Source organism: Nonomuraea basaltis (assembly GCF_005893125.1).
Classification (GTDB): Bacteria; Actinomycetota; Actinomycetes; order Streptosporangiales; family Streptosporangiaceae; genus Nonomuraea; species Nonomuraea basaltis.
Window position 1 is genome coordinate 62802 of record NZ_VCJS01000025.1, and the last position, 14297, is coordinate 77098.

Genomic DNA, 14297 nt, shown 5'->3' on the forward strand with positions numbered 1-14297 from the left:
GTTACGCACCTACCGCAGCGAGCTCGGCGGCCCGCTTGGCCGCATCGTCCATCGTGTCTACCAGCTCGACGCGCGGGAGCGCGGCATCGGCCAGGATCTGCCGCCCGAGCAGGGCGTTGTTGCCGTCGAGGCGGACCACCAGCGGGTGGGTCACGGCCTCGCCGCGGCTCTCGAGCAGCTTGAACGCCGAGACGATGCCGTTGGCCACGGCGTCGCAGGCGGTGATGCCGCCGAAGACGTTCACGAAGATCGACTTCACGTCGGGGTCGGAGAGGATGATCTCCAGGCCCGCGGCCATGACCTCGGCCGAGGCGCCGCCGCCGATGTCGAGGAAGTTGGCGGGAGACGGCTTGCCGGGGAACGCCTCGCCGGCGTAGGCCACGACGTCGAGGGTGGACATGACCAGACCCGCGCCGTTGCCGATGATGCCGACGTTGCCGTCGAGCTTGACGTAGTTGAGGTCCTTCTCCTTGGCCTTGGCCTCGAGGGGGTCCTCGGCGGCCTTGTCGGCCAGCGCCGCGTGGTCGTGCTGGCGGAAGGTGGCGTTGTCGTCGAGCGTGACCTTGCCGTCGAGCGCCTTCACCTGGCCGTCGGCCGCGAGGATCATGGGGTTGACCTCGACGAGCGTGGCGTCCTCGTCCACGAAGCAGCACCAGAGCTTCTCGATGAGCTCGGCGGCGCCGTCGAGCGCCTTCTCCGGCAGGAGGCCGGCCGCCGCGATCTCGCGGGCCTTGGCCCGGTCGATGCCGTCCAGCGCCGAGACCGGCACCTTGGCGACCTTCTCGGGCGCGCTGTGGGCGACCTCTTCGATGTCCATGCCGCCGGCGGCGGAGCAGATCGCGAGGAACGTGCGGTTCGCGCGGTCGAGCAGGAATGAGAAGTAGTACTCCTCCGCGATCGCGCTGGCCTCCTCCACCAGCACCTTGTGGACCGTGTGGCCCTTGATGTCCATGCCCAGGATGGCGGTGGCCTTCTCAATGGCGTCGGCGGCGTCGTCGGCCACCTTCACGCCTCCGGCCTTGCCGCGGCCACCGGTCTTGACCTGTGCCTTGACGACAACGCGGCCGGTCAACTGCTCAGCGGCCGCGCGCACCTCCTCCACAGTGTGGGCGACGATGCCGCGCGGCACCGGGATGCCGTAGTCAGCGAAGAGTTCCTTCGCCTGATGTTCGAACAGGTCCACGAGGGTCCGTCCTTGCTTATCCGACTGATGTTCGACGGCCCGGGCAACTGCGCTTACGGTCGCGTCCGCTCGCCGCTCGTTGGCTCGTTCCTCGCTCTCTCACGGCGAGCTCCTACGCTCAGGGGTGCGTGCCGGGCGTTTCCGCCAGTGAAGCCTAGCCCGAAGCTTGACCTGCCCAGGTCATCGGGTCACGGTTCTTCCACTATGTGACGGTCATCTCACTTCTGCCGCCAGGGTCCGGAGGGGGATCTGCACCAAAAATGCACTGATTCGGCGACGTAACGCCCAGCCCCCGATATATGGTCGTGATCTTTGATTGGCAAGATTCCTGCTCCCCTCAATTTCCGATTCAAAGGAAACGCATGAAGAGAATTCTCGCGGGCCTGGCAATGGCATGCGCCGCCACGCTCGTGACCGCCGCACCTGCCCAGGCCGCGCCGATGGACCCGGTGAAGGCGCTGAAGAAGCAGTACGTGGCCGGGCACGGGGTGCGGATCTCCGAGACGACCCGGATCAAGGTCGGCGGCGACACCGCGACCAGCGCGAAGACCACAGGCGCGCTGGCCTTCGGCAAGTCGGGCGTGGTGGCCGCCGACCTGTCCTCCAAGGTGAAGGGCGGCTCGGCTCTCACTCCGGAGCGGATGATCAGCGTGGGCGGCTACACCTACGTGCAGGGCAGCCTTTACGACAAGGAGCTGCCGGAGGGCAAGAAGTGGGTGCGGTACTCGGGTGGCGCGACCGGCACCACCATGAACCAGCCCATCGATATCTTCGAGCCGAAGGTCCTTAAGGCTCTGGTCTCCAAGGCCAAGAGCTTCAAGGGCGGCACGTACAAGGGCGCCCTTACGTACAAGGAACTTGGCAAGCTCTACGGCGAGAACATCAAGGGCACCCTCGGCAAGATCAAGCTCACCTATGCCCTGGGCGTCAACTCCAAGGGCCTGGTCACCCGGCTCGTGACCGGCTGGAGCCTGGACTTCGGCGTGCTCGGCAAGACGACGGGCATGACGGACACCCGATACACCGGCTGGGGCTCCAAGATCACGATCAAGGCGCCGGCGAAGGACGTGTGGGTCGACGTCAAGGACCTCGGCGAGGACAGCGAGGTGCCCGAGGAGATCCCGGAGGGCGGGATCCTGCAGGGCGACCTCGGCAAGTTCGCGCGCTAGAGATCGCTCAGCCCTCTCCCGCCGCCTGGCGGGAGAGGTGCGGCTGTTTGGGACCGCGTGCTGGGACGCCGCGCCGGTCCAGTCTCAGGTGCTCTGGCCGAGCCGCGACTCCCGCAGGCGCGCCCATTCGAGCGAGTGCCCGATTCCCTCCTCGACGGAGTAGCCGGCCTGCCAGTCGAGCAGGCGGCGGGCCAGGTCGCTGCGGGTGTAGGCGCCGGCCACGTCGCCGGGGCGGGCGGCGGCCTCGACCACCTCGATCGGGCGGCCGACGACCCGGTTGAACGCCTCCACCAGCTCGCGGACGGTGGTGCCTGCGCCGGTGCCCAGATTGATCACGTTCACCGTCAGCTCGTCGAACCGCTGCAGCGCCGCCACGTGCGCGGCGGCCAGGTCCCAGACGTGGACGTAGTCGCGGATCCCGGTGCCGTCGCTGGTCGGGTAGTCGGTGCCGGTGATCTGGAAGGGCACGCGGTCTTCGTACGCCTCGATCATCTTGCCCAGGGCGTGGCTGGGACGCCGCAGCTGCAGGCCGGTGCGCATCTTCGGGTCGGCGCCGATCGGGTTGAAGTAACGCAGGGAAAGGATCTTGATCGGGCGCGTGGCGGCGATGTCGGCGAACATGGCCTCGCACACCGCCTTCGTGCGGGCGTACGGGCTCATCGGGTCGAGCGGGGAGTCCTCGTCCACCGTGTGGTCCTCCCCCGTGCGGTAGATCGAGGCGGAGGAGCTGAAGATCATCCGGGTGCAGCCGTTGCGGATCAGATGGTCGACGAACTCGAGGCTTTTGGCGACGTTCGCGCGGTAGTAGCCGATCGGGTCGGCCACGGAGTCCGGGACCACGATGAGGGCCGCGCAGTGGATCACTGCCTCGATACCCGGATTTTCGGCGAATATCTTGTCAATCAGCGTTCCGTCGCTGATATCCCCCTCATAGAACACCCGCCCCTCGGCGAACTCCCGCCGCCCGGTCACAAGACTGTCGAGAATCACGGGCGCGATCCCGGCATCCAAGCACGCCGACGCGACCGTGCTGCCGATATAGCCCGCCCCACCGGTAATCAAAACACGCATCCCAGCACCCTACTTCTGCCCGGGGGCATGACTCCCTGCGGTGCCGTAAATGCCTGGAGCCCCGTCCCGTGCCGCTCCGCCGCATGAGAGGGCTGAGGCGCCACAAACCCGTCCCGTGCTGCTCGCCGCAGGAGGGCTAAGGCCCCGGAAAACCCCCATCCTGTACGGCTCCGCCAAGTGGGCCGCCACCCGCCGCACTTCGGCTGATGGCCCTCCAGGAACACGGCCTCTGACCCTTCAGTGGCTGAGCACCGTTACGGCGCGCGCCGTGGGCCGGCGCCGTGGTCAAAGCCGGACCCGGCGCCGTGGTCAAAGCCGGACCCGGCGCCGTGGTCAAAGCCGGGCCAACGAGACCCCATGGCTTCGTCCCGGACGGTCACGGTCAGTATGGCTTGATGACTTGGTCGGAAAGGCGCACGACCTGGCCTTGTTGGGGCTGGCATTGACGTGCGACATTTCAAGATATGGGCAGAGACGTGCCGGTCGTTGTGTTCAGCCGCGACGATCGCCGGAAATATCGCGAAAAGGTGCGACGATGTCTGGACGTCTTCGCCCAGATGCTGCGTGAATCCCGCTTCGAACTCGAACGCCCGCTCGCCGGCCTGGAGATCGAGCTCAACATCGTGGACGCGTACGGCGAGGCCGCCATGCGCAACGCCGAGGTGCTGGCCGCGATCGAACAGCCGGACTGGGCGACGGAGCTGGGCCAGTTCAACATCGAGATCAACGTCGAACCCCAGGAGCTCAGCGGCGACGGCGCGCTCCGCCTGGAGAACGACGTACGGGCCCGGCTCAACCACGCCGAGGAACGCGCCCGCTCCCAGGGCGGCCACCTGGTCCTGGTCGGCATCCTGCCCACGCTGCGCGAGCAGGACGTCGACGAGGGCGCGCTCTCCGCGAATCCCCGCTACCGCCTGCTCAACGAGCAGATCTTCGCCGCCCGCGGCGAAGATCTGCACCTGTGCATCGAGGGCGTCGAACGCCTCGACACGCACGCCGACAGCGTCGCCCCCGAGGCCGCCTGCACGAGCGTGCAGCTCCACCTGCAGGTCAGCCCCGAGGCGTTCGCCGCGCACTGGAACGCCGCCCAGGCCATCGCGGGAGCGCAGGTCGCGGTCGCGGCCAACTCCCCGTACCTGTTCGGCAAGGAGCTGCACCGCGAGACCAGGATCACGCTGTTCGAGCAGGCCACGGACACGCGGCCGGCCGAGCTGAAGGCGCAGGGCGTGCGGCCGCGCGTGTGGTTCGGCGAGCGGTGGATCACGAGCGTCTTCGACCTGTTCGAGGAGAACGTCAGTTACTACCCCGCACTGCTGCCCCTCTGCGAGGACGAGGACCCGCGTACCGAGCTCGAGCAGGGACGCATCCCCCAGCTCCACGAGCTGACCCTGCACAACGGCACGATCTACCGGTGGAACCGGCCCGTCTACGCGGTCGTGGACGGCCTGCCGCACCTGCGCGTGGAGAACCGCGTTTTGCCCGCCGGGCCCTCCGTGGCCGACATCGCGGCCAACGCCGCCTTCTACTACGGTCTGATGCGCGTGCTGCCGTACGCCGAGCGGCCGATCTGGAGCCAGATGTCGTTCCAGGCGGCGGAGGACAACCTCGGCGCCGCGGCCCGGCATGGGCTGGACGCGCGGCTGTACTGGCCGGGGATGGGCGAGGTGCCGGCGGCCGAGCTGATCCTGCGCCGCCTGCTGCCCATGGCCCACGAGGGACTGGCCGCATGGGGCGTGGACCGTCCCGTCGCCGACCGGCTGCTCGCCATCATCGAGGGCCGCTGCCTGACGGGGCGCACGGGGGCGAGCTGGCAGGTGGACCGCGTGCGCGCGCAGGGCGGGGATCGGCACGAGGCGCTGCGGGTGATGACCCTCGAGTACATCGAGCGCATGCACTCCAACGAGCCCGTGCACACTTGGGAAGTGTGAAGCCCGTGATCCGTCCGCTGATCATCGTCCTCGCCCTGGTGCTGCTCGCCGCCTGCGGCATCCCCCGCCAGCCGTCCATGGACCCGGAAGGGGAGGACACGTTCGAGGAGGACATCCGTACGGCGCGGACGATGACGGAGGAGTTCTGGAAGCAGCAGTTCGCCCAGGCTGGCCGGATTTATCGGCCTATCGCCAACTTCGTCCCCTACTCAGGGCGCTCCGGACCGAGCTGCGGCGGGGAACCACCCGTGCCGAACAACGCCTTCTACTGCTCCATCGGCCACTTCATCGCCTACGACCAGGACTGGATGGAGGCGCTGTGGACCGAGATGGGGGACGGGTCGGTCTATCTGATCATTCCTCATGAGTTCGGGCATGCCGTGCAGGCCCAGCTCCGTGCCGATTTCTCGCTTAACGTCCAGATGGAGCTGCAGGCCGACTGCTACGCGGGCGGCACCCTGTCGGCCCTGGTCGAGTCGGGCGCGCTGCGGGCGGAGCCGGGCGACGAGGACGAACTGCTGCTCAGCCTGGCGGCCGCGGGCGACCCCACGGACGACTGGCTGAACCCGGCCGCCCACGGCACAGCGGAGCAGCGGCAGCGGTGGTTCGCGAGGGGTTACAGGCAAGGGGTCGGCGCCTGCTGAGGTCGTAGGGTCACCTGTGGGTGTACGCCTCGATCAACCCAGAGGATGATGTGGTCGATCATGTCCACGCCTTACCTTGGACGCATGCCACTGGAGGAGATCGGCTGGCTGCGCAGGGGGGCGTGCAGATCCAGCGACCCTGACCTCTTCTTCCCACTCGCCCCCTCACCCCTGCAGGAGGCGCGGGCCAAAGCGGTCTGCGCCGGCTGCCAGGTCATGGAGGAGTGCCGCGCGTACGCGTTACGGGCGGGTGAGTCGGAGGGCATCTGGGGCGGCCTCACCCCCCAGGAACGCCGCCGCACCCGCTTCCCGGAGGGCTGGCGCAACTCAGCCGCCTCCTGACAACCCACCCCGCCACGCCCACCCGGGCCCTCGTCCGAACCGGCTGGTCCTGTGTCGCGAGCGCCGCTGCGCCCCGGCTGGATGACGCCGGTCTGGCTCGCGACGGCGGCAGCCTGCCTCACGGTGGCGACCCGCCTCACGGCGGCAGCATGGGTAGCGGCGAACCGCCCGTGACGGGGCGAGGCGGGCGTGTAGCGACGTAGCCTGCAAGGGTGCTCCTCCGCTCGATCGCCATCCTCGCCGCCGCCAACATCATGAACAACAAGGTCGCCCCCCGCCTCGGACCGCTGACCTCTGCCGCCGCGACGGCCGCGCTGGTCGCGATGGCCCGCAGGTCCGGCCTGTCGTGGGAGGAGCTCGGCTTCGAGCACGGCCGCCGAGGCGCGGTCGCCGGAGGTGCGCTGGCGGCGGCGGTGGCCGCCGTCTACACGGTCGGCATCTCGACGCCGCGCACCAGGCCGTTGTTCCATGACGAGCGCGCCCTGTCGCTCTCGCGCGCTCGCGTCCTGGAGGAGGCCCTCCTCCAGGTTCCGTTCGGGACGGTGCTGCTGGAGGAGGTCGGCTTCAGAGGCGCCCTGTACGCCATGCTGCGCCAGCGGCACGGCACGGTCGCCGCCACGGCGGTCTCGTCGGCCCTGTTCGGCCTCTGGCACATCCTCCCGGCCATCGACATGGCCCGCGCCAACCCCGCCCTCGGCGCCCTGACGGCGGGCGAGTCCCCGAACCATCTGGACACCGCACGGGTGGTGGCGGGGAGCGTGGTGTCCACGGCGGCGGCCGGGGTACTGTTCTGCGAGCTACGCCGCCACAACGGCCTGCTGACCCCGGCCATGCTGCACCTGGCGACCAACTCTTTGGGCTACCTCTTCGCCCGGATCGCCGCCAAGCGGAAGTAAGCCCTGCGCCACCTCGCAGAGGTTTTATGCAGGCCAAGACGGCCCGGCATTTGTCCGCTTCGCGCGGGTTGTGATCATTTCGTGGGTGAGGGTTTTCGCCCGGGGAAGAAGATCCTCCACCCGCATTCTTGGAACGCTCCATGCACATCTGACCTTGACGCTTTACCGTCCCTGGGACGCACTCCCCGAGGCCGGTGCCGCCCCGGTGAGTGCGTATATCAAGATCGCAAGTTCTGATATACGCTGGAGGTACGGAGGTGGTGTTCTATGCGCACGGTAATCGACATCGACAAGGAGCTCCTCGAAACAGCCCAGAAGAAGCTCGGGGCGCCGACCATGAAAGAGACGGTTCACGCCGCTCTCCAGGCCGTCGTCGACAGGGACGCGGAAAGAGCGAGCGCAATCGAGGCGTTCGAGTTCTGGCGCACGGAGGGGAGCCCGGATCTGCTGGATCCGGAGATCATGAAGCATGCGTGGCAACAACAGGACTGATGTACCTGCTCGATAAGAGCGCCCTGGCTCGCATACGCACCAGCGATGTGATCGCCAAGGCGCTGCATCCGCTCTACGCGGCCCGGGTGGTGGCAACCTGTAGCGTCATCGATCTCGAGGTGCTTTACAGCGCCCGCGACTTCGGCCACTATCAGCGCATCCTGCACGCCCAGCGTCAGTGCATCACGCTCCCCGTGGACGAAGAGGTGCAGAGACGGGCCCTAGAGGTGCAGAGACAGCTCGTCGTGGTCTCCCACCACCGCGGCATCGGGCCGAACGATCTGCTGATCGCCGCCTGTGCCGAGGTGCACGGTGCGACGGTCCTGCACTACGACCGCGACTTCGACGTCATCTCCGAGGTCACCGGGCAGCCCACGCTCTGGGTGGTGCCGCCCGGTTCGATCCCGTAAGTCGCCTCGGTCCGTGGGACGGCAAGGCGCCTCAGCCCGTGGTGACGATGAGGCAGCTCGGTTCGTAGAGGCGGCAGGGCGGCTCAGGCCGTGGGGACGACCTGGAAGCCCTCCGCGTAGCGGCCCTCGCCGAAGCCGGCCTGTTCGGCCCAGGCGGCGAAGCGGGTCTTGACGAAGTCGGCGAAGCCTTCCACGTGCGACACCTGGCTCACATGCGACTGCAAGGCCGCGAGCTTGCGGTCCATGACGTCGGTGATGTCCACCCAGTGGTTCGGTGTCGGGCCGCCGTTCAGCCAGACCTCCCGCACCGTCCACGCCTCCAGTCCTTCGTCCTTCAGCAGTTCGGGGAAGGCGTAGGGATTGCGGGCGTCCGGGTAGACCGCGTCCAGGGCGGCGCCGCCGACCGCGCGGTGGTCGGGGTGGCTGGGGGCGATGAACCGGTAGTTGCGATCCGGGTGGTGGGTGATGACCAGGTCCGGTCTGACCTGGCGGATCACGCGGGCGATGTCGCGCCGGAGCTCCAGCGAGGGCACCACCTGCCCGTCCGAGTAGCCCAGGAAGCGTACGTCCGTCACACCGACGGCCTTGGCCGCGGCACGCTGCTCGCTCCTGCGCAGCTCGGCCATGCCGGAGTTGTCCAGGGTACGTTCGTTGCCGCCCGCGTCACCGTCCGTGACCAGCAGGTAGGTGACCTCGACGCCCTTGTCCACGAACATCGCCACGCTTCCCGCGGAGCCGAAATCGGCGTCGTCGGGATGGGCGGTCACCACGAGCACCCGGTTGATCTCGGCTTCCGGCAGCATGATTCCCCTTCCAGGATCCTTCTCTGGAGGACAACCGGCACCCCGTCGATGGCATTCCGTGCGCCGTTTGTCGGTGGCGCGTCTTAACCTAGGTAGGTGCCGACCCACGTCTCTGTAGACCACCCCCTGCTCGACGGCCTCAACCCTCAGCAGCGCGAGGCCGTGATCCATCACGGCAGTCCGCTGCTCATCGTGGCGGGGGCCGGGTCTGGGAAGACGCGGGTGCTCACCCACCGCATCGCCTACCTGCTGGCCGAGCGCAAGGTGCATCCGGGCGAGATCCTGGCGATCACCTTCACCAACAAGGCCGCGCGGGAGATGAAGGACCGCATCGACAAGCTGGTCGGAGCCCGGTCCAAGGCCATGTGGGTGATGACGTTCCACAGCGCGTGCATGCGGATCCTGCGGCGGGAGGCCAAGCGGCTCGGGTTCCCGTCCAGCTTCTCGATCTACGACCAGGCCGACTCACAGCGGCTCATGGCGATGGTCTGCAGGGAGATGGACCTCGATCCGAAGCGCTATCCGCCGCGTTCGTTCTCCGCGCAGGTCAGCAACTTCAAGAACGAGCTGATCGACTACGAGACGGCGCTCGACAAGGCGGGCTCGCATCTGGAGAAGACGCTCGCGCAGGCGTACAAGGCCTATCAGCTCAAGCTGACCGAGGCCGGGGCGATGGACTTCGACGACATCATCATGAACACGGTGACGTTGTTCCAGCTCTTCCCCGAGGTGGCCGAGCACTACCGGATGCGGTTCAGGCACGTGCTGGTGGACGAATACCAGGACACCAACCACGCCCAATACATCTTGATCAGGGAGCTGGTCGGGCATCCCGAGCTGCGCACGACCGACGGCGATCTCGTCCGGGCCGGGACCGGCCAGTCCGAGTTGTGCGTGGTGGGCGACGCCGACCAGTCCATCTACGCGTTCCGGGGCGCGACGATCCGCAACATCCTGGAGTTCGAGCGGGACTATCCCGACGCGCGGACCATCCTGCTGGAGCAGAACTACCGCTCGACCCAGAACATCCTGGCCGCCGCCAACGCCGTGATCTCGCGCAACGAGTCGCGCAAGCCCAAGAATCTCTGGTCCGACCAGGGCGACGGGCCCAAGATCGTCGGATACGTCGCCGACAACGAGCATGACGAGGCCATGTTCGTGGCCCAGGAGGTCGACCGGCTCAGCGACGAGGAAGGCATCAAGCCGAGCGAGGTGGCGGTCTTCTACCGGACCAACGCGGCCTCCCGCGTGTTCGAGGAGATCTTCATCCGCACCGGGCTGCCGTACAAAGTGGTCGGGGGCGTGCGCTTCTACGAGCGCAAGGAGGTCAAGGACCTGCTGGCCTACCTGCGCGTGCTGGCCAACCCGGCCGACGTGGTGTCGATGCGGCGCATACTCAACGTGCCCAAGCGCGGCATCGGCGAGCGCGCCGAGGCGATGATCGAGGCGCTGTCGTCACGCGAGCGCATCTCGTTCTGGGACGCGCTGCGCCGGGCCGACGAGGCGTACGGCATGGCCACGCGCTCGCTCAACGCCGTACGCGAGTTCGTCGCGATGATCGAGGAGCTGATCGCCAAGGCCGAGGGCATGCCGCCGTCGGCGCTGGCGGAGGAGGTGCTGGTGGCCACCGGCTACCGCGCCGAGCTGGAGGCGTCCGAGGACCCGCAGGACGAGTCGCGGCTGGAAAACCTCAACGAGCTCATCTCCGTGGCCTCGGAGTTCGAGGAGGCCAACCCGGAGGGCACGCTGGTGGAGTTCCTGGAGCAGGTGTCGCTGGTGGCCGACGCCGACCAGATCCCCGAGGCGGACGGCGGGCAGGGGGTCGTCACGCTGATGACTCTGCACACGGCCAAGGGTCTGGAGTTCCCCGTGGTCTTCCTGACGGCCATGGAGGATGGGGTCTTCCCGCACATCCGGTCACTGGGCGAGCCGAAGGAGCTGGAGGAGGAGCGGCGGCTGGCCTATGTGGGGATCACCAGGGCGCAGAAGCGGCTCTACCTCACGCGGGCGGCCGTACGCAGCTCGTGGGGGTCTCCGTCGTTCAACCCCGCCTCGCGCTTCGTGAACGAGGTGCCGGGCAAGCTCATCGATTGGCGCACCGATCCGGAGAAGTCGGCCTGGAGCGCGGCCACCAGGAAAGAGCCCGCCGCCCGGCCGGCGCCGGCCAAGAGCGCGGGCGGACGCAAGGTCCCCTCGCTGACGCCCGGGGATCGGGTCTCGCACGACGCGTTCGGGCTGGGCACGGTGGTGGCCGTGGACGGGGTGGCGGAGAAGACCAAGGTCAAGATCGACTTCGGTGGTGGCGGGGAGAAGACGCTGCTGCTGGCGTACGCGCCGCTCGAGAAGCTCTGACCGCCGCGAACGGGAATCCGTCGATCCCCAACAGCGGGAGGGCCTGCGGGCGGCCGCCGGCGTGGGCGGCCGCCGGCGGCGTCAGCTCTTCAGGGCGCTGCCCTTCTTCCACTGCGTCCAGTTGAGCTGCCAGTAGCTCCAGCCGTTGTTCCACTGCAGCTTGCGCTTCGTGCCGGTGATCTTCACGACGTCACCGCGCTGGGCGATCGTGTAGAACCACTTGGCCCCGGCCGGGGTGGCGCGGACGCAGCCGTGGCTCTGGTTGGAGCGGCCGAGGAACTGGTAGTAGCCGGCGCTCTGGTGGACGTACTCGCCACTGTCGGAGATGCGGACCGCCCACGGGATCTCCTCCTTGTAGTAGCGCGGGTCCTTCGGATCCGTCACGCCCATCCAGGAGGAGGTCATGGTCTCGACGGCCGTCTTGCCCATCGTGAGGTGGACGCCGCTCGTGGTCAGGTAGACGTCCACGCCGTTCCTGATCAGGCCGCCCCTGCCCGCGCTGATCGGGATCTTCTTGGTGATCTTGCCGTTGCGGTAGACCTTCATCGTGTGCTTGCGGGTGTCGACCACGGAGATGTTCTGCGCACCGACGGCGAAGCGGCGGGAGACGTCCTTGGCGCCGGTGTTGCCGGGCAGCTCGGACAGCCTCGCGGTGAAGAGCACCTTCTGGTACGGCTTCCAGTACGTCTTGGTCCGGTAGATGACCTTGCGCGCCGACACCCAGCGCCAGGCGCCATCTACGGGCTTCTCCGCCTCCACCTCCAGCAGCGCCTCGACGGCCGCCTTGTCCTTGTTCTTAAGGTCGCGGTCGAACGTGACGATGATCGGGAAGCCGACGCCGACCTTCTCCGTCTTCTCCCCCATGGGAGTGATGTCGGCGATGTCGAGCTTGACCTTCTTCGCCGGGGCCGCGACGGCGGCGGCCGCGGGGACCTGGGTCGCGGGAGCGGCTTGCGCTCTCGGGGCGGGGACGCTCTCCGCCGCGCAGGCCGTCGCGGCGACCAGTGCGACGAGCACGGGAAGCATCCGGGTGACGCGCTTCAAAAGGGTACTCCTGGACTATGTGCTTCGATCTACCTCCTTGTGTGACAACTGAGACGCATGTTTCGTGTGCGAAATGCCAATAACTTTCCTGTAACGGTCCAATCGGGCGGTGCCGCCCGCTAGACCAGGCGGCGCGCGGTGGCCCAGCGGGACAGCTCGTGGCGGTTGGAGAGCTGGAGCTTGCGCAGGACGGACGACACGTGGGTCTCCACGGTCTTGACCGAGATGAACAGCTCTTTGGCGATCTCCTTGTACGCGTACCCGCGGGCGATCAGCCGCAGCACCTCGCGCTCGCGCTGCGTCAGCGAGTCGAGCTCGGGGTCGATCGGCGGCGCCTCGGAGGAGGCGAACGCGTCCAGCACGAACCCGGCCAGCCGCGGCGAGAACACCGCATCGCCGTCGGCGACCCGGCGGATGGCGTCGGTCAGCTCCTTGCCGCTGATGTTCTTGGTGACGTAGCCGCGCGCGCCGCCCCTGATCACGCCGATCACGTCCTCGGCGGCGTCGGAGACCGACAGCGCGAGGAAACGGACCTGGGAGCCGGAGCCCAGGACCCGGCGCAGGACCTCCACGCCGCCGCCCCCGGGCATGTGCACGTCCAGCAGGACCACGTCGGGCTGGAGCTCGGCGATCGCCTTGATGGCCGTCTCGACGTCCTCGGCCTCGCCCACCACCTCGATCGAGTCGCCCAGCTCGGCACGGACACCGGAGCGGAACAGCCGGTGATCGTCGACGATCAGTACGCGCGTCATGCCTTCTCCACCTTCATCGTCAACATCACTTCCGTGCCCTCACCGAGCTCGGTGCGGACTCTGGCCGCGCCTCCGTGACGTTCCATTCTCCCGATGATGGACTCCCTGATCCCCATCCGGTCGAGCGGCACCGCCTCCAGATCGAACCCCTTGCCCCGATCCTTCACGAAAATCGTGACCTCTTCACCTTCTACTTCCGCATAGACGGAAACGGAGGGACTTTCAGAGTATTTCGCCGCATTGACCATCGCCTGCCTGGCCGCCTTCAGCATGGCACCGAGCCTGCCTCCCGAGTCGAGGTCGATGTCACCGACGCAGACGACCTCGATCTGTACGCCGTGCGCGTCCTCCTCCTCGGCCGCGATCCTGCGTACGGCGGCCGCCAGCGTGGCGTCGGCGTCCTGGGCGGGCTGGTAGAGCCAGTTGCGCAGCTCCCGCTCCTGGGAGCGGGCCAGGCGGGTGACCTCGCGCGGGTCGTGGGCGACCCGCTGGATCAGCGTGAGCGTGTGCAGCACGGAGTCGTGGACCATGGCGGCGACCTCGGCGCGCTCCTCCTGCCTGATGCGCTCGCGCCGCTCCAGCTGCAGCTCCTTCCACAGGCCCGCGAGCCAGGGCGCGGCCAGGACGGCCAGACCGCCGACCACCACCACGGTGAACAGCAGGCTGTCCCTGATCTGGGGCAGCTCGCCCTCGGCGGCCAGGAAGCCGGCCGCGCCCATGACGACGAGCACCACACCGAGCACCGTGCGCACGCGGTTCTTCCTGATGCTGAGCGCCGCCCCGCTCACCCAGTTCCTGCGCCGTTCGGGGTCGGCCTGCTGCCACAGGATCAGCGCCCCGATCCCGCCCACCGCGAACGGCAGCATGCCGATCCCGCCCTGGGAGGCCCCCGTGAGCCAGCCGAACGCGAGCAGCGCCACCCCGATCGCGCTGAACGCGGCGAGCTGGCTCCAGTCCCGCTGCGGCGACGGCCCCTCGTACGGCTGCCGCGGCGTGACCATCCACAGCACCGCGTACGCCACCATGCCGATCCCGCCGACCACGCTGAGCAGCACGAACATCAGCCTGATCACCACCGGATCAAGCGAGAGCTGCTTCGCCAGCCCCTGGGCCACGCCGCCGAGCAGGCGGCCCTCCATGGGGCGCATCATTCGCCGATAGGGCGTGTCGCCGCTAGGTTCGGCGAGAGTCTTCTGGTCAGCCATAACATC

14 protein-coding genes are annotated in these 14297 nt (G+C 68.1%); 8 read left to right on the top strand and 6 right to left on the bottom strand.

Going from position 1 to position 14297, the window contains the following annotated elements; all coding sequences use genetic code 11:
- Position 1 precedes the first annotated feature (1 nt).
- Positions 2-1183: an ADP-forming succinate--CoA ligase subunit beta gene (sucC, locus tag EJK15_RS14785; protein WP_138710984.1), complete on the bottom strand. Its 1182-nt coding sequence runs from the start codon at positions 1181-1183 to the stop codon at positions 2-4.
- 362 nt (positions 1184-1545) lie between these two features.
- Here sucC and EJK15_RS14790 point away from each other — a divergent pair, with 362 nt between their 5' ends.
- A complete protein-coding gene (locus EJK15_RS14790) occupies positions 1546-2352 on the top strand; it encodes a hypothetical protein (protein WP_138710985.1) in 807 nt (268 codons plus the stop codon).
- An 84-nt stretch (positions 2353-2436) separates the two neighbouring features.
- Here the strand turns inward: EJK15_RS14790 and galE are convergent, their stop codons facing one another.
- Entirely contained in the window at positions 2437-3423 is a 987-nt protein-coding gene (gene galE / locus EJK15_RS14795; RefSeq protein WP_138710986.1) for a UDP-glucose 4-epimerase GalE, read from the bottom strand.
- A 464-nt stretch (positions 3424-3887) separates the two neighbouring features.
- Here galE and EJK15_RS14800 point away from each other — a divergent pair, with 464 nt between their 5' ends.
- From EJK15_RS14800 to EJK15_RS14825, 6 genes are all read left to right on the top strand, one after another.
- A complete protein-coding gene (locus EJK15_RS14800; RefSeq protein WP_138710987.1) occupies positions 3888-5351 on the top strand; it encodes a glutamate-cysteine ligase family protein in 1464 nt (487 codons plus the stop codon).
- On the top strand, positions 5348-5995 hold the full coding sequence (locus tag EJK15_RS14805) for a neutral zinc metallopeptidase (RefSeq protein ID WP_240776981.1): 648 nt from the start codon (positions 5348-5350) through the stop codon (positions 5993-5995). Before EJK15_RS14800 ends, EJK15_RS14805 begins: the two co-directional genes overlap by 4 nt.
- 84 nt (positions 5996-6079) lie before the next feature.
- Positions 6080-6337 carry a WhiB family transcriptional regulator gene (locus tag EJK15_RS14810; RefSeq protein WP_138710988.1) on the top strand — a complete coding sequence of 86 codons (258 nt, stop codon included), beginning with the start codon at positions 6080-6082 and terminating at the stop codon, positions 6335-6337.
- A gap of 212 nt (positions 6338-6549) precedes the next feature.
- Positions 6550-7233 (top strand): CPBP family intramembrane glutamic endopeptidase, encoded by a 684-nt coding sequence (locus tag EJK15_RS14815; RefSeq protein ID WP_138710989.1) that lies wholly within the window; start codon positions 6550-6552, stop codon positions 7231-7233.
- A gap of 267 nt (positions 7234-7500) precedes the next feature.
- The gene (locus tag EJK15_RS14820) at positions 7501-7725 is read left to right on the top strand and encodes a type II toxin-antitoxin system VapB family antitoxin (RefSeq protein WP_138710990.1); all 225 of its coding nucleotides are present in this window, start codon (positions 7501-7503) and stop codon (positions 7723-7725) included.
- Positions 7725-8135, top strand: coding sequence for a PIN domain nuclease (locus EJK15_RS14825; RefSeq protein ID WP_240776982.1), 411 nt, complete (start codon positions 7725-7727; stop codon positions 8133-8135). Before EJK15_RS14820 ends, EJK15_RS14825 begins: the two co-directional genes overlap by 1 nt.
- 83 nt (positions 8136-8218) lie before the next feature.
- Here EJK15_RS14825 and EJK15_RS14830 read toward each other — a convergent pair whose 3' ends face one another.
- On the bottom strand, positions 8219-8938 hold the full coding sequence (locus tag EJK15_RS14830; RefSeq protein ID WP_138710992.1) for a PIG-L deacetylase family protein: 720 nt from the start codon (positions 8936-8938) through the stop codon (positions 8219-8221).
- Between the two features lie 96 nt (positions 8939-9034).
- Between EJK15_RS14830 and pcrA the strand changes: the two genes are divergently transcribed.
- Positions 9035-11290, top strand: a complete 2256-nt coding sequence (gene pcrA, locus EJK15_RS14835) for a DNA helicase PcrA (protein ID WP_476739195.1) — start codon at positions 9035-9037, stop codon at positions 11288-11290.
- 81 nt (positions 11291-11371) lie between these two features.
- Here pcrA and EJK15_RS14840 read toward each other — a convergent pair whose 3' ends face one another.
- From EJK15_RS14840 to EJK15_RS14850, 3 genes are all read right to left on the bottom strand, one after another.
- Positions 11372-12334, bottom strand: coding sequence for a L,D-transpeptidase (locus EJK15_RS14840; protein WP_138710993.1), 963 nt, complete (start codon positions 12332-12334; stop codon positions 11372-11374).
- A 119-nt stretch (positions 12335-12453) separates the two neighbouring features.
- Complete coding sequence (locus EJK15_RS14845; protein ID WP_138710994.1) at positions 12454-13086, bottom strand: response regulator; 633 nt, start codon at positions 13084-13086, stop codon at positions 12454-12456.
- Positions 13083-14291: an ATP-binding protein gene (locus tag EJK15_RS14850; protein ID WP_138710995.1), complete on the bottom strand. Its 1209-nt coding sequence runs from the start codon at positions 14289-14291 to the stop codon at positions 13083-13085. Before EJK15_RS14850 ends, EJK15_RS14845 begins: the two co-directional genes overlap by 4 nt.
- Positions 14292-14297 lie beyond the last annotated feature (6 nt).